The organism is candidate division KSB1 bacterium (assembly GCA_034506395.1).
Lineage (GTDB): Bacteria > Zhuqueibacterota > Zhuqueibacteria > Thermofontimicrobiales > Thermofontimicrobiaceae > Thermofontimicrobium.
The window spans coordinates 1-22144 of record JAPDPQ010000026.1 but is presented as its reverse complement, the minus strand read 5'-3'; the positions used below and the strand labels follow the sequence as shown (position 1 = coordinate 22144).

Annotated in this window: 15 protein-coding genes; 12 read left to right on the top strand and 3 right to left on the bottom strand. The window is 47.7% G+C overall.

Annotated elements, in window-relative coordinates:
• Positions 1-632 precede the first annotated feature (632 nt).
• The 4 genes from ONB37_15015 (at position 633) to ONB37_15000 (ending at position 9992) form a co-directional block, all read left to right on the top strand.
• Positions 633-3620, top strand: a complete 2988-nt coding sequence (locus ONB37_15015) for a TonB-dependent receptor (GenBank protein MDZ7401464.1) — start codon at positions 633-635, stop codon at positions 3618-3620.
• A gap of 72 nt (positions 3621-3692) precedes the next feature.
• Complete coding sequence (locus tag ONB37_15010; protein ID MDZ7401463.1) at positions 3693-5528, top strand: hypothetical protein; 1836 nt, start codon at positions 3693-3695, stop codon at positions 5526-5528.
• Positions 5529-5651: 123 nt separating this feature from the next.
• Positions 5652-6593 carry a PorV/PorQ family protein gene (locus tag ONB37_15005; protein MDZ7401462.1) on the top strand — a complete coding sequence of 314 codons (942 nt, stop codon included), beginning with the start codon at positions 5652-5654 and terminating at the stop codon, positions 6591-6593.
• A gap of 618 nt (positions 6594-7211) precedes the next feature.
• On the top strand, positions 7212-9992 hold the full coding sequence (locus tag ONB37_15000; GenBank protein ID MDZ7401461.1) for a glycosyl hydrolase-related protein: 2781 nt from the start codon (positions 7212-7214) through the stop codon (positions 9990-9992).
• Positions 9993-10000: 8 nt separating this feature from the next.
• On the opposite strand, the gene ONB37_14995 is transcribed toward ONB37_15000, so the two are convergent.
• Positions 10001-10336, bottom strand: a complete 336-nt coding sequence (locus ONB37_14995) for a DUF5615 family PIN-like protein (protein MDZ7401460.1) — start codon at positions 10334-10336, stop codon at positions 10001-10003.
• Complete coding sequence (locus ONB37_14990) at positions 10329-10631, bottom strand: DUF433 domain-containing protein (protein ID MDZ7401459.1); 303 nt, start codon at positions 10629-10631, stop codon at positions 10329-10331. The genes ONB37_14995 and ONB37_14990 overlap by 8 nt, the downstream gene beginning before the upstream one ends.
• A 194-nt stretch (positions 10632-10825) precedes the next feature.
• Between ONB37_14990 and ONB37_14985 the strand changes: the two genes are divergently transcribed.
• The 5 genes from ONB37_14985 (at position 10826) to ONB37_14965 (ending at position 17216) form a co-directional block, all read left to right on the top strand.
• A complete protein-coding gene (locus ONB37_14985; GenBank protein ID MDZ7401458.1) occupies positions 10826-11851 on the top strand; it encodes a DUF4185 domain-containing protein in 1026 nt (341 codons plus the stop codon).
• A 109-nt stretch (positions 11852-11960) separates the two neighbouring features.
• Entirely contained in the window at positions 11961-12317 is a 357-nt protein-coding gene (locus tag ONB37_14980; protein ID MDZ7401457.1) for a four helix bundle protein, read from the top strand.
• Between the two features lie 99 nt (positions 12318-12416).
• Positions 12417-14174, top strand: coding sequence for an ABC transporter ATP-binding protein/permease (locus tag ONB37_14975; protein ID MDZ7401456.1), 1758 nt, complete (start codon positions 12417-12419; stop codon positions 14172-14174).
• 336 nt (positions 14175-14510) lie between these two features.
• Positions 14511-16394: an ABC transporter ATP-binding protein/permease gene (locus ONB37_14970; protein ID MDZ7401455.1), complete on the top strand. Its 1884-nt coding sequence runs from the start codon at positions 14511-14513 to the stop codon at positions 16392-16394.
• Positions 16395-16406: 12 nt separating this feature from the next.
• Positions 16407-17216, top strand: a complete 810-nt coding sequence (locus tag ONB37_14965) for a hypothetical protein (protein MDZ7401454.1) — start codon at positions 16407-16409, stop codon at positions 17214-17216.
• A gap of 67 nt (positions 17217-17283) precedes the next feature.
• Here the strand turns inward: ONB37_14965 and ONB37_14960 are convergent, their stop codons facing one another.
• Positions 17284-17604: a hypothetical protein gene (locus ONB37_14960; GenBank protein MDZ7401453.1), complete on the bottom strand. Its 321-nt coding sequence runs from the start codon at positions 17602-17604 to the stop codon at positions 17284-17286.
• 374 nt (positions 17605-17978) lie between these two features.
• Here ONB37_14960 and ONB37_14955 point away from each other — a divergent pair, with 374 nt between their 5' ends.
• The 3 genes from ONB37_14955 to ONB37_14945 all read left to right on the top strand — a co-directional run.
• The gene (locus ONB37_14955) at positions 17979-19043 is read left to right on the top strand and encodes a DUF4185 domain-containing protein (GenBank protein ID MDZ7401452.1); all 1065 of its coding nucleotides are present in this window, start codon (positions 17979-17981) and stop codon (positions 19041-19043) included.
• Between the two features lie 139 nt (positions 19044-19182).
• Complete coding sequence (locus tag ONB37_14950; GenBank protein ID MDZ7401451.1) at positions 19183-20358, top strand: uroporphyrinogen decarboxylase family protein; 1176 nt, start codon at positions 19183-19185, stop codon at positions 20356-20358.
• Between the two features lie 241 nt (positions 20359-20599).
• On the top strand, positions 20600-22144 hold a 1545-nt coding region (locus ONB37_14945), incomplete at its 3' end, for an alpha/beta hydrolase-fold protein (protein MDZ7401450.1).

The following is a 22144-nucleotide window of genomic DNA, read 5'->3' as shown; positions in this document are numbered from 1 at the left end:
TCTGTATATTTCAAGATTGGGTGGTTTCATCAACAAATTTCTCTCTTCGCTCGAAATGATGTGCATTTGTTAACGGTTTTCACTAATCTGACTAAGTAGAATTAGCTAGAATGTTCAATATTAATCGATTCTGTGCTAAGCAACATCCCCCCTGGCCCCCCTTCAAAGGGGGGAACGATAGCAAGTCCCCCTTTGAAGGTGCATTGAGGAGGATGTTAAAATCGAGTCTGACCAAGTAGTATTATGCTGCTAAAAATTATCCTGCCATAAAAATCGACTCACAAAAGTCCAGATAGCAGGATGATTGATAGCAGAATAATTGATAGCAGGATGATTGACTCAAAATTCTTTTTAATTATCCTGCTACAAATTATTCTGCCATAGAAATTGGCTCTCAAAAGTCCAGATAGCAGGATGATTGATAGCAGGATGATTGACTAAAAAACCTTTTTAATTATGAAGACTTGGTCAGATTAATGAAATAGTTGAATTGGAAGATATGGACATCCCCCCTGGCCCCCCTTCAAAGGGGGGAACGATAGTAGAATTTCAACTGATGCCATCGCTCGGAGCGACGGCATCAGTGCTGATTTTCCTTTTAAGGCCATTAAGAAATTGATTAGGAGAAAGCCATGCAAAAGTTCAAAGGCAGACTTGTACCGATAATTTGCTCCATCTGTCTTGTCGCTGTTCTGTCCCCGTTGCTTTTAGCGGGTACTTCTGGCAAAATAGCAGGGGTGATCAAAGACAAAAAGACGGGGGAGCCACTGCCTGGGGTTAATATCATCATCCTCGGCACTCAGCTTGGGGCGGCTTCGAATATGCAGGGCAGGTACTTCATTCTGAATGTGCCGCCAGGCAGCTACACGCTCAAGATCACCATGATGGGCTACCGAACGGCGGAGATCAAAAATGTCAGGGTGAGCATCGACCAGACCACCAGCATCGATGTGGAGTTGGATCAAGAGGTGCTGGACCTGGGCGAGACCGTAGTGGTGGTGGCCGAACGGCCTGTGATTCAAAAAGACCTGACGACCAGCCAGGAGGTGGTAGCGTATGATGAGATGCAACGATCCATTGCCACCAGAGTCACCGAGGCCGTCAACCTCCAAACGGGCGTGTTTTTCGATCCGATTCCCGTTGAAGGAAATTTATCTGGAACAGGTCGGGGCGAGAAGCGCTATTCGATTCGAGGCGGCAGTCAGGATCAGGTAATTTGGTTTGTAGATGGCAGTCGTGCTGCTGCATTGATCGATGCGAAAGCTGACGCAGGTGGTTCATTTACTCAGATAAACCAAGAGGCTGTGAAAGAAATTCAGGTCATCACTGGTGGCTTCAACGCTGAATATGGCCAAGCGCAGTCAGGCATCGTGAATGTAATTACCAAAGAGGGAAGTCCGTTCTACACTTTTTCGGCAGATTATCAATATGGCCCACCTCATCAGCGCCATTTTGGGACTTATCTTTACGATCGAAATAAGAATATCGAATTCATTCGACATACGCTAATCGACAGTGTGACTGGTCAGGCCTACTTGGATCCAAAATGGTGGACGCCTGAGCGGCAGATGCAAGTTTACGATTATCGAAATTATGCTGAGCAAGACTTTCGTTTCTCATTTGGAGGTCCAGTGCCAGGATCGTTTCTGCCGATTATTGGGAGCGAGATCAAAAAAATGACGTTTTTTCTGACAGGGTGGCATCAGCAATTACCATATGAATTACCGAGGCCGCGGGCTATGCGCCGAATCATCAATTTCAATCTCAGCGGCAAGTACGCCGTATCATCCAACCGGAACATCAAATATGGCGCCATGTATAACCATGATGCCCATGCTACCAATGCAGAAGAGTCGTTTCCCTTGCGTGCGAAGTACTATCGCGGCTATGGCTCAATATTAGATAATTACGTTTACCAAGGACGACTGTCGCTGACCCACGTTCTAAAACCTGAGATGTTCTACGAGCTCAAACTTAGTTCCTATAGTTTTTTGCAAAAAGAGCGTCCCAGTCCGTACCGGGTACTGGGCGAAAGCAAAAAGCCCGATGTGTGGGGCTGGCATTATTACGATGATTTCGAATCCGAGCCCTTTATTGCTCATTTGTTCAGCCCTTACGCCAATAATCGGACCAGCTATTTGTCCTTTTGTGGCAATTTTAATTGGCAAGCCAACACAAATAATTTGCTGAAAACTGGTTTTGAATTTTATTACCATACCTATGCCGAAGATAGTTGGGTGTTGTCATCGTTTAGCGATGATTTAAAGGATTGGCGCCTCCGCGGGTTGAATGAAACATTTCATCCTTTGCAATTGGGACTTTATGTGCAGGATAAGATGGAGTTCGAGAGTATGATTCTCAATTTGGGAATCCGTTACGATTACTTTAATGGCAATCGTGATTGGTTTACCAAAGATAGTTTTGTCTGGAATCCTTCGCTGGATCCAGCGTATAACCCTTTAGCTGATCCAGATGCCGATGGGTTAGATACGCTGGGACATAGGAAATGGAGTTTTGAAAATGTCCTTGCGAAGCCGCGCAAGCCTGTCAAACCGTTTCATTCACTCAACCCCAGATTAGGGATTTCTTTCCCGATCACTGAGAATTCTGTATTTCATTTTAGCTATGGCCATTTCTATCAGATGCCGCCACTCAATGCACAATTTGAGTTGAGCTATTTTCGTCCAGTCCCGTTCATTAAAAATTCGCCGCCCCCAGGGCCAAATAATACAGATCCAGAACGGGTAATTAATATGACGCTCGAACCTCTCAAACCAGAGAAAACAATTCAATTTGAAATGGGAATAAAGCATCACTTTAAGCAATTGGCCGTGCTTAATATTACCGGTTTTTATAAGGACATTTTCGATCAGCATGAGCGGCCTGGGTTTCTGCGTGATTTGGTTTATGGCGTCGATCCTTATGGTCGAACTTCTAATTTGCCTTTTTCCACTCATTTTAGTGGAGATTATGGCGACGCCCGTGGGGTCGAGCTAGGCCTGAAAACATTATTCAGCAACAATCTTATTATAAATCTCAATTACAGTTTTTCAAAAAGCACCCACGGCACTGCTACACCAGCGCGGGTCAACATCGATAAAGACGGCAAGGTCACCTATCAGTGGTACGTGGAGGCCTCCGATCGGCTGCCCACGGAAAACAGTTACAGCCGTCCCCATATCTTGCGGGCTAATTTTTATCTCCAATATCCAAAACAGTGGCAAATTCCATTGGTTAGCCTGCTATTCGGGAACAGTGATCTGAGCTTGCTCTATACCTACGTCAGTGGCCAGGCATTCACTTATCTCGAGCCTGATGATCCGCCTGATCTGCTGGACAACCATCGCTTCCCTGCCCGCCAGACCTGGGATTTGAAATTCGATAAATATGTGACGTTTGGTGATCATACGTTCACGCTGTACACCAGAATCACCAATTTGTTCAACCAGAAAAACATCAAAGCGTATGGTCATCCCTATCCCTACGACGGCGGGGCTTTGGAAAAATTTGTCGAGACAGGCAAGCCCACGCTGATCGACTCCGATGGCTACGACATCAGTTACATGATCTATTACGAACCGAGGAACGTTTTGGTGGGGGTGAAATATAATTTTAAATAATCAAAAACGTGACCGTTATCCGCCAACTGGCGGATGACGGTCACGTTTGGCGCTTTAACTATGGAGCTAACGATGAAACGAATATTGATTCTTTTTTTCTTAATCCTAATCCCTTTGATTTTGAGCAAAATGGTTTTGGCTCAATACCGTGAGCCGCTGTTCAAAATCCACGATCGGGGTCGGCTCTGGGAGACGATGAAGGATAATGGCCAGATCGGTGGCGTGTTTTCGAGTTTTCAATATTATCCCAGCATGGATTGGCCAGGTGGTCCCGCAGTTTTGCCCAACAAGGACGAGCAGAGATCTTACTCCCAGGGCGGTGGCTTCTGGGTCGGTGGCAAAAATCCCGATGGCTCGGTCTTTCTGGATGAATGCGGCCCGTTTCTCTACGTGGATCAGGGCACTTTCTTCGAGATGAAAGAGGAAGAAAATTTCATCGGCTCGGCCAATTTCAATCCCAACGAGGCTGAGGAGAAGATCACCGCCCACTGGAAGACCAGCCGTGGCATCGAAGTGTGGCGGGTCAGTCGGGCCTGGAGCTATCCAGCCTTCGCCGACTTCATCATTATCGAATATACCTGCATCAACCGCTCGAATGATCAGTTGACCGATGTCTATTTCGGCTTCCCTTACCTGCTGCGCCCCAGCTACCAGGATGTAGTGGTGCAGGGCTTCTGGGGCGACAACGACAATATCGATGACGAGCTGATCGGCTATGATGAAACCAGAAAGCTATTTTATGCTTACGACTACAAGCCCAGCATCGAGACGGATTGGAGCATCGGCAATTATTGGGACAAGCGGGGCGAATTGCGGACACCTGGCTATGCGGGTTTTGCCCCGCTTTATCATACGCCCACCAAAGATGGTCGCCCTCAGCCTGCGACGATCTATTATGCCCAGATCATCAACAATGCCCATCGGCTCACGTTGGCCAATCAATCCGAGACCACGCTGTACGGCATCTTGAATGGCAGCGACCGCACGCTGATGGATGCGCATCAATTGGAAAATGTCCTATCGCCATTTCTGCTGCAGGGATTTGGGCCGTACGATCTTTCGCCCAGGGATTCGGTGAAAATCGTCATCGTCGAGGCGGTGAATGGCATTCCGATCGATCTGGCGGTGAAAGGATTGGCGTCGCAGTCGCTTTTGCCTGCTGGGTTGGATTCGTTGAAAAAGACTATTGATCGAGCCAAAGCGCTATTCGACAACAATTATGTTCCAGCGGCATTAGCTCCCCCTTCGCCCAAAGCTGAATACTATGTCCTGCCATCGACGCAAGAGTTGGTTATCATCTGGGACGCCGATGTGGAGGACTGGGTCGATCCGCTGACGGGCAATAAGGATCTGGCCTATTACAACATTTATCGCAGCAGTCGGTCGTTCATCGGGCCATTCGAAAAGTTGAAACGCACAGGCATCAAAATCTCGGGCACGGATCGCACCCGCTATTTCGATACGGAATTGGGAAAATGGAAGTACAAAGATAACACGGTACAGGTCGGCGTGGGCTATTTTTATGCCATCACTGCGGTGGACGTGAACGGCAACGAGAGCGGCATGGTCAATCGCAATGTCCAGCCGTTGCGCACAGCTCGGTCCCCTGCCGAAAATGCGTTGAATGTGAGCGTGTTCCCCAATCCATTTCGATTGGTTTCTGGTCTGCCCACGGCGGGCGAGGAGAGCTCCATTGTGTTCACCAATTTGCCAGCAAAGTGCACCATTCGCATTTACACTGCCAGCGGCGATCTGGTGCGCACGCTGGAGCACGATAGTCCCACCTCGGGCGAGCACGTGTGGGATCAATTGACCGACTCCCGCCAAAAAACGGCAGCGGGCATTTATTTATACACTGTGGAATCGGAAGTGGGGTATGCGAAGGGGACGCTGGTGTTGATTAAGTAACTTTAGTTGGTGATTGGTTTGATGGGTAATTTGGTAATTGGGTAATTGGGTTAATAGGTGATAGGGCGATTGGCAGACCAATTAGCCTATTACCAAAATACCTAAAAAGTAGGAGTAATTCTCATGAAAATAAAACTCATTATTTTATTGATTCTCACCACAGTCAGCATCGGTCAAGCGCAATGGGACTACGGTTTTGATTTCAATAAGGCGGGGACGGCAGGATTGCAGTTTCTGAAAATCGGCGTTGGGGCGAAGGAGAGCGCCATGGGCGAGGCAGCGCTGGGCGTTTCCAAAGGCGCTAATGCCATCTTCTGGAATCCAGCGGGCATCGCTTATGCAGCGCAGCGGGAAGTCACTTTTTCCTACAACAAATGGCTGCTGGATATCACCCACAGCGCTACCGCCATCACCATGCAGGTCAAAAATATTGGGACCATCGGCTTGAGTCTGCTCTATATGGGTGTCCCCGAATTTCAGGAGACCACAGTGCAGGCGCAGGATGGCACGGGCCGAATGGTCAGCGCTTATGATCTGGGAATTGGATTGGCCGTAGCCCGACGCTTCACGGACAAGCTCGCCATGGGCGGTCAAATTCGCTACGTCAAAGAGCAATTGGATCACGATTCGTTTTCCAATGTGCTCTTGGATATTGGTGCTATCTATTTCACGGGATTCCGCCATCTCAATATTTCGGTCTGCGCCCAGCATTTTGGGCCTGACATCAAAATGCTGCGGGATAAATTTCGTATGCCGCTGGCCTTCAAGGTCGGGCTGGCCGATGATTTGATCCATTTCGAAGATCAGCGTCTGACGCTGGCTATTGATCTGGTTCACCCCACAGATAACACCGAACGGATGAACTTCGGGCTGGAATATGGCTTTTTCAATTGGCTGTTCCTGCGAGGCGGCTATCGGCTAAACGCCGATCTGGGCAATTGGTCCTTCGGCGCAGGGCTGCAGCAATCGCTCATCGGCGTCAATGGTTCGATCGATTATTCGTTTTCCGATTATGGCCAAATTATGGGAGGAGTCAATCGACTCACCGTTACTTTTGGATTTTAAAATGCTTCTCCCACAGAAATGGTATCCCACAGAATTGATTTTTGGTCTCAGAAATGAAAGGTCTCAGAATCCAAAATTAAAATTTAATTTCAGTGGGATGTCAATTCTGTGGGAGAAAATTAAATTAGCGCAATTAGAAAAATTGGCGCAATTAGCGGTCAAAAAATTCATTTCTGTGGGAATGCTTCTCCCACAGAATTGATTTTTGGTCTCAGAAATGAAAGGTCACAGAATTAAAAAATAAATTTCTGAGTGCTTTCAATTCTGCGACCAATACTATTTGCGGTCAGGTCGAGACCGCCAATTATGCGAATTAAGCGCTAATTGCGCTAATTGACTATGAGAATCACAAGCTGTTTAATTAGCGTAATTCGAAAAATTGGCAAAATTAGCGGTCAAAAAATTCATTTCTGTGGGAATGCTTCTCCCACAGAAATGGTGTCCCACAGAATTGATTTTTGGTCTCAGAAATGAAAGGTCACAGAATCCAAAATTAAAATTTCATTTCGGTGAAATGTCAATTCTGTGGGAGAAAATTAAATTAGCTCAATTAGAAAAATTGGCGCAATTGGCGGTCAAAAAATTCATACATCAGGACAATCAACAGGAGTAAATTGCATGCCCCAAAACTACGAATTTCATGTCATCTCCAATACCCATTGGGATCGAGAGTGGCGCTATCCGTTTCAAGAGACACGAACGCATCTGGTCGAATTGATGGACTGGCTATTGGAATTGTTTGACAAATATCCTGACTACAAACATTACCATCTCGACTCCCAGATCATTCCACTCGAAGATTACCTCGAGATTAGGCCCGAAAAGAGAGATGTTTTGAAAAAGCATATTTCCGAAGGTCGGCTGCTGGTCGGCCCATGGTACACGTTGCCCGAAATGAATACAGTGAGTGGTGAGGCAATTATTCGGAATCTGATGCGAGGGCATAAAATTGCCGCAGAATTTGGACGGGTGATGAAGATCGGCTATACACCCACCTCGTACGGCCAGCTTTCGCAGATCGCTCAAATCTACGCTGGCTTCGGCATCGATGGCATGATGTTCTATCGGGGCATCGCCCGAGAGGAGTGCGCCACCGAGTACATTCTGGAAGCGCCCGATGGCACCCGAATTTTGGGCCTGCGGCTGAGCGCCCTGTTCAGTCGGGCTTCGTTCTGGATTCATCTGTTCCGAGCCACCATGTACGAGAACGCCTATCATGATGGCTATTACCGCTGGGAATCGGGCATGACACCGTTCCGCCGTTGTGACCTGCAGGCAGGCGATCTGGATTATCGGCTACTGGAACCCACCTCATTGAACTATTTCAATACAGCGCTGCTGGACGAAGGCATTAAGAACATCAAAGCTGATGTCGCTGCTGACGCCACCACGTCGTATCTGATCGTCATGGACGGCATGGATAGCGTGTTTCCCCATCCCAATACCATCAAAGTCATCGAATATTGCAATAGTAAGAACACGGGCGATGTCTATATCCACAGCTCGTTTCCCGCTGTGGTGGAAAAGATCAAGCAGGCGGTGGATTGGTCGAAATTGACGGTGCTCAAAGGCGAGCGCCGCCATCCCAGCAAGGACAATTGGTTCAATCGCTTTTTGAAAGACCAGATGTCCACCCGACTCTATCAGAAGCAGATCAATGCCAGAATGCAGACCCTGTTGGAAAAATGGGCTGAGCCGTTTTCGGCGTTTGCGTTGGTGCTGGGACAGGAGTATCCTGCTCGGTATCTTGAGCTGGCCTGGAAATATCTGCTCAGCAACCATCCCCACGACAGCATCACGGGCGTGAGCCTGGATCAGATTCATGACGACATGCGCTATCGCTGGGATCAGGTGAAGCAGATCGGCGAGGCAGTGACCAACAACGCCTTTGCGACGATTGCGAAGCAAATCGATTTGTCGGATGCGGCCAAAACGGATATTGGGATCATCGCCTTCAATCCGCTGAATTATGTGCGGACCGAGATCGTCGAGGTGGAGGTGGATTTTCCCGCCGAGCCGAAGAACAAGTCGCTGGAGATTTTCGATGCCGAGACCAAGCGGGCTGTCCCTTTCCAGTTGCAGGATCGCAAGGAGTGGGGCTCGCTGGTGATGAATCCGTACGATATTCCGTCGCCATTTTACACCCGTCGCTTCAAATTTGCTTTCGAAGCGGCCAAAATTCCAGCTTGTGGCTATCGCACTCTCATCGTTCGCTCCAAAACGGGCGAGTTGGTCAATTACGGCTCGATGCTCACGGCCAATAACGTGATGGAAAACGAATTTCTGCGGGTGGAATTCCATCCCAATGGCACGTTCGATCTGACGTACAAGCCCACAAATCGGCTGTTCGCCAATTGCCACTTTTTTGAAGAAGATGCCGAAGCAGGCGATCCCTGGACCCGAATTTCGCCGCTGGTAAATCCGAAATATACATCATTGGGCTGCGCCGCCCGAATTTCGATTGCAGAGGATGGCGAGCTCCAGACCACCTTCAAAGTCGAGCTGGAAATGCACGTGCCGAAATGCCTGGTCGATGGCAAACATCGGCGCAGCGATGAACTGGTGCCGTTGCCAATCACTTCGCTCATCACCTTGCGTAAGGGCAGCCCTCGGCTGGATATTGTCACAACGTTCGACAATCAGGCCTTGGATCATCGGTTGCGGGTCTGCTTCCCCAGTGGCGTGAATTCCAAAACCGTTGCTGTGGAGACCGCTTTTGATGTGGTGACCCGAACCATCGAATTGCCTGACACCCGAGATTGGGTCGAGCCTGCGACAGGAACGCAGCCCCATCTGTCATTTTTCGATATGTCCGATGGTCAAGGCGGATTGGCCGTGATCAGCCATGGGCTGGTGGAATACGAGGTTCAGGATAACGAGCCCCGCACCATGATACTGACGCTGGTAAAGGGATTGCGTTATCCCAAAGTCGGGTTGCCGCCCGAGCGAGTCGAACGATTGGAGCAAATTGGCAGCCAGTGCCTGGGCAAGCATACCTGCGCCTATGCTTTATATCCGCATGAAGGGAACTGGGAGAGCGGCGGGGTGTTCGAGCAAACTTATTGCCATTTCACGCCGCTGCGATTGGTCCAATGCGGTCCATCGCCTGGGCAATTGCCCAAAGCATTGCAGTTCCTCAAGATCGAGCCTGAAGAACTGGTCCTCAGCGCCGTGAAAAAGTGTGAAACTCGGGATTCGATCATCGTTCGCTTTTTCAATCCGACCGAGCGAGAAGTTCAAGGACGGATCAAGTTCTGGCAGCCGATCCAACAAGCGTGGCAGACCAATTTGAATGAAGAGCGGGAGAGGGAATTGGCGGTTGGCGAAAATGGGATTGTCGAGATGGAGGTGGGGCATAAGAAAATTATCACGGTGGAGATTATGCTTTTAAAAAAATGAGGCAGCTGTTAAAGGAATTCAATACAATTCATCATCTCTGCGGGTTCTAAAATTTCATAAATTAGAATCAAAGATTTGATCATCTGGCCGATGCTCTTCGATCCTAATCGGCAAAAAACAATTCCACAATGAGGAAAACCTTGGTCATGCAATCGAAGAAAGTCGCTATCGTGCGTAACCAGTACTCGACCTTGTTTTCGAGCAAAATCTAATTGATCTTCATCGGTTGCTTGTATCAGATTTAGCTCAGGGGTTGTGGTGACATCTATGCCACGTTTTCTCAAGCTTCGCGCAATAGCAGTTGAAACATTTTCATCGAGATGAAAACGAATTTTTTCAGACATACGCTTCCTTCAATTTCGATTTTAACTTTGAAGGATGTCTTTTGAGAAATGATTCTGAAAATTTTTCCTCTTCTCTGATGTCGTTATCGATCTGTTCCTTGTGATCAAAATAGTAGGTCAAAGCAGCATAAATGTCGGAAAATGTGAGACTGGGAAAATGAAGCAAAATTTCATCGGCCGAAAGTCCCATTTTTTCATGCCAGATCACAATGTCCTGGACTCGAATCCGATGTCCCGAAATGTGCGGTTTTCCTCCGCAAATGCCAGGGGTGATTTGGATGTGATTTTTTTCCATAATGCACCATTCATTCTGCATTTTTTTTGATCTTTTGTGATCATAATATAATTATTTTTTTTGGAAATGTCAATCACAATTATCGACTAAATGGAAACTAAGAAGCAGAACAAAATTTGATCGCTTGCATGTTTGGTTTTCAAGAAGTTTGAATCATTAATATTTGAATTTTGGATTTTCCGAAAGGCTCCAAGATGCTCAAAGTTGCCAGCACCCGTGATCTGGGACTGCTCTTCACCGAAAACAACGTCAAAATGATCGGCCAGGATGGAGCGTATTCCATCCCGATCAACGATCGAGAGGCACTCTGGGTTTTCGGCGATACTTTTGTGGGGAGCTTCGATGAAATGGGCCGACGGCTCATCGAGCGGATGCCGAATAACACGGGTTTGATTTGTCGCTCAAAAGATGCGGCCACGGGCTTGACTGACTTTTCGTATGTGACCGATGCAACGGGCGAGCTGCGCCAACTTGTTCCATTATCGCCCGACGAGGATCCATCCGTTCATCGCATCTGGCCAATGCACGGCTGTTGCATCGATGGAAAAGTCTATCTGTACTATATTCGAGTCAAAATTCTGCCCGAAGGCCAGTGGCCATATAAATTCGCTGTCGAGGGGAGTGGCATGACCGTGGCCAATTATCCTGAGCTAATATTTCAGCGGGTTGTAGATCAAGGTTCACCCATTTTCTGGCATCAAGATGAACCGCTATTCGGCGTGGCGGTCTTGCCCGTGAAGGCGGAAGGTTTCGTTTACGTCTATGGCTCGTATTACAAAGACTGGAAGCACTATTGCGCTCTGGCACGAGTGCCCTTCGATAGCCTGGGGTACATCTCCTATTATGAATATCTGATTTCCTCGAAACCCGAGTGGAGCGTGGATCGAAGCAAGGCCATTTCGATCATGGAGGGCATGCCGACCGAGCTGTCGGTCTCATATAACGCCTATCTGGGCTGCTATTTGGCGGTCCATTCATGGGAAACGACGGGTAAGGTCGTGGGCCGAACAGCCCCGCATCCCTGGGGACCGTGGAGCGAGCCCACCGTATTGTGGATACCAAAAGCGCCGCTGCGCAATCCGCTGGTCTATAATGGCCCATTGGTTTATGCGGGAAAGGAACATCCAGAATTGGCGAAGGAAAATGGGAGGGTGATTTATTTAACATGTGTGGAGTTCGAGGAGTATTATCCGAGGTTGATAGAGGTGACTTTGGCCTAGGGCTTGGGGCTTGGCGCATGGGGCATTGCGTGCACGGGATAGACAATTTCATTTATCGCATTAGACTTACTCAGCTACTTAACTCACTCAACTCAAAAAGGAGTTCAAAATGGCCAAATTTCGATTCGAGGACCTGGAAATTTGGAAGCTGGCGATTGAGATCGCCAATGAATTATTTAATATTGCTGATGAGTTGGCAGCAAAGCACCTTTATAGCTTTGCCGAACAACTTCGGGATTCAGGAATGAGCATGTGCAATAATATATCCGAGGGCTCTGGGTCCTACTCAAACAAAGAATTTGCTCACTTTCTGAATGTTGCCAGACGATCGACCTTCGAGTGCGCCAATATTCTTGTCATTTTGCTCATGCGCAATCTGATTTCAATCGAAACGAAAGAAAAACTATACGACAAACTATCAATCGAAAGCCGAAAAATCTCCAACTTCAGAAATACTCTATTGTGATATATTCATTATCTACGCAGATGGAGCAACAGGCACTAAGCTCTAAGCTCCTTGCTCCAAGCACCATGCCCCATGCACTAGAAATTTAGAGAGGCTTAATTGACAGCGATCGGCAAACATACACAGACCAAACTTCTCATCAAGCTATTCAGGTACGTCATCCCCTATTGGGACAAATACCTATTGGTGATTTTGCTGCAATTCATCCAGGGGACGATCCATGCGTTGCCGATTCTGTTGCTCTCGAAGTTGCCCCTTTTTATTGGAGCAGGCCGAACCGCCGATTACCTGAAATTCTGCCTGCTGATGCTGCTGCCTGCTTTTTTATTTCGCTATGTTATTTTCGAAAGCCTATTGAATACGCTGAACTGGTACATCGGTCTAAAATTATCGCTGAAGTTCAGGCAGGTACTCTATCGCCATCTCGAATCGCTCTCGCTGAGTTTCTACCAAACCCGTCCCGTTGGCGAGCACATCTATCGGGCCAATGTCGATATCGACTCGTTCATCCCGCTGTTCAACAATCCCATGAGCGGCTTCCCCATGCTGATCTCCAGCGTCTATCAGACGATTTTGATGGCGTATCTCATCTCTGTGGCAGGGCCTGAGATTCTCTTCTACCTTGCGCTGGTTTTGATTCCGATTTACTTTCTGGTACACGTGCTGTATACTACCGTCCGTCGATTGGATTATCGAAAGCGAGCCAGGGCTCAGGAAATGACCGCCGTGCTGCGGGATAGCATTGCTGGCATTCGGGTGATCAAGGCGTTCGATCGGGTGAAATACACGGTACGGCGCTATTATCGGGCGCTGGTCAATTATTTAAAATCAACCCAGTCTGCCTACCTCATGCAAACACTGGTGGCCGATCAGGTTCGGACGTCGCCCGTGCATATTTTGTGGCCGCTTTCACTGCCGTTCTTCGCTTACTTTGCGCTGAAAGGGAAAATTCCCGTTGTTACCTGGTTCAGTATCGTGATCTTCTCCCGCCAGATGCTCTATTTTCTGGATCTCACCTTCAGTTTCTTTCAGAAGCTGCGTCTTTACACCGTGCCTGCGCAGCGCTTCTTCGAGACGCTGGATATTCAACCCGAAATCACTGAACCAGAGGCTGCCAAAAAGATAGATAATCTCAAGGGAGATCTGGAATTCAATAATGTTAATTTTGCCTATCAACCAGGCTTTCCGATCCTGAAAAATATCTCTTTTAAATTAGAGCCAGGCAAGAAACTGGCTATCATCGGCGCCAGTGGGGCTGGCAAAAGCACCATCGCTAACCTGGCATTACGGCTTTACGATCCAAACAACGGCGCAATCAAAATCGACCATGAAAATCTGAAGCAGATCAACATGAAATCGGTGCTGGAGCAGACGGGTGTGATTTTGCAGGACACGTTTCTGTTCGGCGGCACGATTCGGGACAACATCCGCTACGCCCGACCTGATGCCACGGACGATGAGGTGATTCAAGCAGCGAAAGCGGCAGGTATTCACGATGACATCATGCAGATGCCAGGCGGTTACGACATGGATGTGGCCGAGGGCGCCAATCTCTCTGGCGGACAGAAACAGCGCATCGCTATTGCCCGTGCGTTGATCAAAAAGCCCAGGCTGCTACTACTGGATGAGGCGACGTCGTCATTGGACATCGCCACCGAGGATGCCATCATCGAAACGTTGAGGCAAAATTTCAAAGACATCCCGACCATCATCATCTCCCATCGCATCAAGTTGATTGCCGATGCCGATGAAATTCTGGTGCTCGATCACGGGGAGATCGTTGAGCGGGGGAAACACGAGGAGTTGATTCAGAAGCGGGGGATTTATTATAAATTTTATGAAGGGCAGGTTAGGTAATTGGGTAATTAGGTAATTAGTGCTTGAACAAAAACCATTGAATTTGAAGTAAAAGTGTCATTCCGAACGAAGCGAGGAATCTGGTGACATAGAGATTGTTGGATTTAAAGATTTCTCCTTTCGGTCGAAATGACAAGAAGGTGAGCTTTCTTTCAGGCGCTAATTAGGTAATTAGGTGATAGTGTTGCATGGGTTGGACTGCATGGCGCATGGGGCATGGCGCAGTGTTGAGCTTTTTTCTGTGACCTTTCAATTCCGAGACCAAGGATTGTTTCGCTATCCAATTACCCAGTTACCCAATTACCTAATTACCCAACGGCCGAACGATCAACTAAAATGAATCACGAAAAACAGACCGACTGGAAAATCTTTCTCTACTTCATCCGCTACCTGCTCCCGATCTGGGACAAGGTACTGCTGATGCTGCTACTGGCGGTGATGTTGACCGTGCTGGACATCAACACCATCGTGCTGCCGTTGGTCATCAGAAAATTCATCGACCAGGTGCTGGGGCAGCAGGATTGGCACATGTTTCGGATCCTGCTGATCATTTTGATCAGTCAGATCGTACTCTATCTTTCCTGCAACGGCATCCTGGAATTGATCAAATTCGTGGTCTCGATGAAGCTGGGCATCAATCTCGGAATGCACGTGTTCAAACATGCGCTCAGTTTGCCATTGAGCTTTTTCCAGAAACGACCAGTCGGCGAGCATATCTATCGACTGGGGACGACGTTCGATCCTGGTTTTGCTAATCTCGCCATCCTTGGCGTGTTGTTTGAAACCGCAGGTTCGGCCAAGGGACAAACGCAGCCGTTCGTCGGCAACGATGTGGATGCCGTGCTGGCCATGGTCACTCAATCGGTGGATTTAATTATTCGAGTGACCGCCAGATTGCTGTTGATCATCATCACCATTTCGGTCACCATTAGCGCTTCCATCGGCCTGGCGCTGATCATCTTCTGCATCCCGTACATCTGGGGCATTCATCTGTTGTACAACGTCCAGCGCCGTATCGATTTCAAGTATCGGGAGAAAAGCCAGAGCTTCCTGGCGGGATTGCAGGAGTGGTTCGCTGGCATCAAAACCATCAAGGCATTTGGAAAAGACAAATTCGAGGTGTTCAAAAACATCAGGCTATACATCAAAATGCTGCGGGTGGAGTGGCAAAATTATTTTGTCAAATTGGCTACCGACAATTTCATCTACCTGTTGCGCTATGGCTTCATCGTCGGAGCGATCCTGTATTCCTGTCTGACCCAAAAGCCAACGGCTGGCGCTATTGCAGCGCTGTTTCTTCTGCTGGAACAGTTTTTTAGCCCCATCAATCAATACATTCGGGTGATTGAGGGGGTGCGGCTGCAATTGATCCCCGCCAGGAGGTTGATGGATACCCTGGGCCTGGAGCCGTCGATCGTGGAGAAAAAAGATGCCATCGCCATTGGAATATTTTCGGGGCCATATCACATTAATGATGTTTCGTTCCGCTACGTGCCTGAGAAACAAATCTTAACCGACATCACTTTGACCATAGCCAGAGGCAAGCGAATTGCAATTGTCGGTGCGTCGGGCTCGGGCAAGACGTCGCTGGTCAATCTGGTAATGCGGTTTTACGATCCTGAGAAGGGAGAGATTTTGGCCGACCAGGTAAATTTAAAAGACCTGAAGCTGGGCAGTTATTACCAAAACATCGGGATTATCTTGCAGGAGGATTTTTTATTTAGCGGCACAGTCAAAGAAAATATTCGCTTCGGCAAATTGGACGCTACTATCGAGGAAATCGAAGCGGCGGCGAAGCTGGCAGCCGTGCATGATGACATTTTAAAATTGCCCAATGGATACGATACCGATCTGGCCGAGGGCACCCGACTTTCGGGCGGGCAGAGGCAGCGGATCGCCATCGCTAGGGCATTGATCCGTCAGCCGAGGATTTTGATCCTGGACGAGGCAACCAGCGCCCTGGATTCAGAAACCGCCCGCCGCATTGAAGAAACCATTTTCAACATCAGCCAGGAGATGACCGTCATTATGATCACCCACAAGCTGATTTCAGTCAAAAATTTCGATGAGATTTTTGTGATCGACAAAGGTAGGCTCATCGAACATGGCTCTTTTGATCAGTTAATGGAACGGAACGGCCTGTTCGCTTCGATGTACAATCAGCAGAGTAGCGTAAACAACGTGACCGTCACCTCGCAGGTGGCGGTCACGTCCGTTTAAAAGGATATTTTTATGAATCGATTCACCAAAAAACTTTTAGCCAAATACGTCACCTACATCGAAATCATCGGTTATGGCTTTGTGCTGTTGTTCGTTGCTGGGATGATTGCCCTGTCCTACATCAAAGCCGAGGATGAATTTGTCACTTTGCAGGGCAAATTCGAAGTCCCCGCCGATCTGATCCAGTTCGATCGCACGCATTATCTCATCGACCAGCTTTCCGATTCCAATACCGTTGTCGAGATCAATGCGCCGTTGTTGGAGGTCACGGATGATGAGAAATTCATTGCCGAGCAGACGATCCTGAACAATCTGCAAGGGCAGGTGGTGATCGCCCAAACTGCTGCCCAGAAAAATCTGGAACAGGGCTTAAATCGAATCATCGCAGATCTAATTCAGAAGCGATATCCCAGCCTCCGCATGTCCACGGTGCGGGCCAAGATTGCAGGGGATTTTTTGATTACCAATTTGGCGAGCGATCTCATCCCCCAAAAGAAAATCATCGGCGGCGTGTTTAATTTCGACAACAATCTGATTCGAGTGTCGGAATTTCCGCCCGATCGGCAGGTTAGGCGCAAATTGAAATTGGGGCAAACGGGCACGGCCACGTTGAAGCTGAGCCCTTTGGAATCGATCAATTTGCCCGTCGTTCTCGTTTCCTTAAGTGAGAAAGAGGCTTATTTTCATTCGGCTGAAATTCCAAAAGAGCTCAAGTTTAAAATTGCACAATATATTTGCTCCAATCCAGAGAATGATAAAATTGAGGCTACTGTCAGTGTTTTGGTCGGGTGGAAAAGCTGGATGAGGTTGATTTGGAGGTAAGCGCATGGGGCTTGGGGCATAAACCTACCCTTCCGAAGGCTTCAAACCTTCTGAAGGGCAATGAGCATTAAGAAATAGCCACGTGTTCCGATTCGAACGACAATTTGGTAATTCGAGATGGCGGCGGCGGAGCAAGTTTTTGAATTCGAATGTAAATGACAGGTCGATTTTTCACATCATCAATTGCTCGATAATGCTCAACCAGCTTCATCATCTTGGAACAGAATTCGGGATCGTCGGAAGGTAATAGTATCACCAGGGCATTCTCAGGGATTCGATTTAAAATATCGGGATGTTCGATGATGTATTTGTTAAATTCGGTTGTCAGCATCAAATTTTTCAAGAATAATTGCTGATCATCTTGGATTAAATTTTCTATGTTATTCATTTTTCATTTTCTCCAGATTATTATAACAACCGACTTTGCAAAATAAAGAATCTTATCATTCCGAACCTTCAGATGTCGGGGAATCTTATTAATCAATTAAGGCCTATGAAAACGACAGATTCCTCACTCAGCTGCGCTTCGTTTGGAATGACCGTAAAATTTTAGTTTTGCAGAAGTCTATTTTAATAAATTTTTTTGAATCTATCAAGTATTTTTTATCGCTTTTGTTTAGACGTATACTTCTAAGGGTTTGGAATCTTAGGTGGGGTAAAGGGTACTAGGAATTAAAAGAGAATTTAGCTTCTGTGGGATTCCAATTCTATGGGAGAAAATCTTTTGAATTTTGATTGTTTAGTTTAATGACTTGAAGTTTTATGCTTGATAAAATAAAAATCGACATCATTCCATTACCTGAAATAGGTCGTTTATTTCGAGAGGGCAAGAACGGCTGGTTCGGCGGCGATTGCGCCTTTAGCTTACCGCTGACCAATGATCGGGTGCTATGGCTGTTCGGGGATTCGTTCATTCAAGAAAAGAAACAGTTTTCTCGGGAAGGGGCACGGTTCATCAACAACTCCATTGCCATTCAGCAAGGCAACTTAATAAATAGCGATGCATTGCAATTTTATTGGAACAAAGAAAACGGCCATCATCGGGCTTTTTTTGTCAATGAGAACGAGCCAGGCTTTCTCTGGCCATTAAGTGCGATTTTCATCAGGGGAAAATTGTTTGTCTTTTGTGTCCGCATCCAGATCGTTGATCCTGAAAACGTGTTTGGATTTCGCCAGATCGGTAATGAGATTTTTCGCATCGAAAATCCCGACGATCCACCCGACCGATGGCAAATGACCGTCCACAAGCTGCCGTTCCAGCGCCAGTTTGGCAGCTTCGGCTCGAATTTCTTTGTCAGCCAGGATTACGTTTACATCTACGGCTACCGCAATGTTAAAAATGGCTGGGAAGATGCCGTTATCAATTTGATCATTGCCAGGATAAAAAGCGATCTGGCTGATGAAATTCACAATCAGAACCATTGGGAATATCTCGATGGCGCAACGGGCATCTGGCGCAGGGAAGTTCATCAACTGAAGCCCGTGATCGAACATTTCACGACGGAATTTTCACTGACGTTCGTGCCTGCCATCGGCAAATATGTGCTGGTCGCTAATGCCTGGAAACACCCGCATCCGATCACAATTCGCTTTGCCGACACGCCTGTGGGGCCGTTCAGCGAGCCGCAGATTGTCTATCACTGTCCCGAGATCGGCTGGAGTCCCAATTATTTCTGTTACGCCGCCAAAGCCCATCCTGAGTTGGCGGAAGCGGATAATGAGTTGGTGATTAGTTACATGACGAATTCAAAAGTGATGCAGGAGGTTTTCGAGGATCTAAGGATTTATTTTCCGAGGTTCTTGAAAATAGTGATCAGTAATCAGTGATCAGTAATCAGTAATCGGTGAACAGTCATCAATAAGCATAAAGGATTGGCATTAGGAATTTAGTACTTCAGTGGTGATTTTCTCGAGCATCTGACAACAATAATTTCATATCGATAAAATAACTTGTTGGAGTTAAAAAATGATATCCAAAGAACGAGTCTTAACCGCCTTGAATCACCAAGAACCCGATCGTATTCCGAAATTTGAGCTGTGTGTGAATTCGCCTGTGGGGAGCAAGGTGCTGGGGCGAGATGCCTGGGTGGGTACAGGCGGATATGTCATGGGCAAGTTACGAAACGACATGATTCTGGCGGGCAGGCGGAGCGAGTTCTATCGAAAATTCATCGAAGATACCATCGAGCTTTATGATAAGCTGGGCTACGATATTTTGGTTATCGATCCGCACGAGGGCGAGAATGATCTCAAGCCACAGGCGGTGAGCGAGAACGAATGGAAATATCAAATCGGCGAGGGCTATTGGTCGCTGATGCGCTACCTGCCAGAGGAAGATTTGTACTATGAAGTGGATTCCAGCCTGGCGCACGAAGGCATGGACGGCTTCAAAAAGATGGTTCGGGAGATGGAGAAACGTGGCCCGCAGCCGATCCAGCCTGATGACTCCCAATTCGAGGCGCTGGATTATGCCATCCAGAATTCCAGGGGGATGTTCGTGCTCGGGCATTACGATATTTTCCTGCCGTCGTTCTCATCCTGGCTGCCGATTTTTCTTGAAGCGATGGTCACCGATCCCGAATTGGTGAAAACTTATCTTGACATCGTTCACGAAAATAATTTCCCGCTGCTGACCGCCCAATTGGAGCGTGGCGTGGACGGCATCGATGGCCGAATGGATTTTTGCGGGAAAAATGGACCGATGTTTTCGCCCAAGCATTTCGAAATGTTCGTGAAGCCCTATCTCCAGCAGATCACGGCCGAATGCCACAAATACGGCAAACCGTTCATCAAGCATCTGGATGGCAATTATAAGGTGATCGAGCGGCAGATCCTATTGGAATGCGGCATCGACGGCATCCATTCCATCGAACCAGTGGCGGGCATGGATATCGGAGAATTGAAGCGCAATTACGGCGACAAAGTGACCCTCTGCGGCAATGTGGATTGCGCCGAACTGCTCTCCTATCGGACTCCTGCCGAAGTGAAAGCGGCGACTAAAGAGGTCATTCGGGTGGCTGCACCAGGCGGTGGTTTTATTCTGGCGTCATCGAATTGCATCCATAGCCAGGTGCCTGTGGAAAATCTCTGGGCGATGCTGGAGGCGGCGGAGGAGTATGGGAGTTATCCGATTCAAATTTGATAAAATTGAGTCCATCCGCCGATTGGCAATTGGCGTTAACCTAAGCAAATGAATGGGTAAAAGCGGTCATTCTGAGGAGCAAAGCGACGAAGAATCCTTTCGATTAGCGCACATATCTTCGATAAATCAAGGGATTCTTCACTCCCTGCGGTCGCTCAGAATGACATTTAATTTTTAAGTTGACGCCAATGGCCGACTGGCGGATGGAACCAGCTCTCTGATAACTTTAAGAAAGAACTGTATGAAAAAAAACGTTGCAAAAATTTTTATCATTGCTTTAGACCTCATTTTTATGACCTCTTTTTCGAAAGCTCAGATTGTAAATTTAGGCGACATCTTCTCCGATGATTTCGAAACCCCAGCCGCCAACAAATGGCAGGACATGAAAGTCTGGGGCTTTGGCGTCTGGCAGATCAGGGATGGCGTGTTCGTTTCGCTCGATAGCAGCAATATCAGCCAGCAAATGTACTCGGCCCTGCCGAAATTCGACAACGCCATCGTCAATCGGGATTATGCTGCTCTGTTCCGTTACAAGCCGATGGCAGGACATAATTATAGTTTCACCATCGACGTCCGTCCTCAGGGCTGGAACAATTATAAATTCGAAATCTCGAACGATGGCACGATCCGCATTTTGAAAAATCTGGCAGGAAAGCTGCCGAGGCCACTGTTTACCTCAATTCCAGGGCAAATTGTTTTCAATGAGTGGCAATGGGTTCGACTCGAAGTTACTGGAGAAAAACCGCTCTGCTTGAAAATCAAAATCTGGCAAAACGAGCTTGCCGATGAGCCCGAATTTTTTAATGCCATTGCCATCGATGAGAATCCACTCGTGCCGCAGAATATGAATTTTGCCCTCACCTCAGTTCAATCGGGTGGGGCCTATACGATGATCGACGATTTCAATATTTACAGCTATCGAGTCAAAGCCGATGCCGCTGCACAGGCGCTCGTTCGGCCAAATAATGAAAAGATCATCGACGCCACTTTTGCAGCAGCGGACAAAAATGAGTTACAGAATTTTTTGACGGAGTACGCTGATCTCAAAGAGACAATTGAAACCCTAAAACATCAACCTGCCTTGGGAGTCGAAATTAATGATCTGGCCAATCTGGAAGTGGAGTTGTTCGCCATCCAAAAACGCTTGAGCGATTGTGATGTGCCCGATCATTTTCATTTTTATCGAGAGTCCATTCAACAAGGGCTGGTGCAGGCAAAATCACATTTGACCTTGCTCGAAGAAAAAATGCAGCCCTTTCATCACCAGGTCGGCACGTTCATGCGGGGTTATTACTCCGAGATCGATGGGAGCCTGCAGGGGTACGCCCTGTTTGTGCCTGAACAATACGATGGCAAAAGGCCGTTCCCGCTGGTGATCAATCTGCACGGCTACGATCCGAGCTTTTCCAGCTGGCAGGAGAATTTGTTTCTGCCTGTCTTTATGCCCCATGCCACGGCTAAGGGGCGGTACATCCTGGTCAATCCTTTCGGTCGGGGCAACACGATGTATCAAAATATCGGCGAACAGGATGTGTTGGCCGTTTTGAATGAAGTGCAGCGACTTTATTCCATTAATGAAAATCGAATTTACCTGACAGGCGGTTCCATGGGCGGAGCTGGCACATGGTGGCTGGGATTAAGTCATCCCGATCTATTCGCTGCCATTGCGCCGATTATGGGGCCAACCGAATTCGCCTTCTGGAACCAGCCAGTCCCTGAGAACATGTCGCCAATTCGGAAGTTCATCAATGAAAAGCAGAGTGCCCTGTCGCTGGCGGAAAATGCA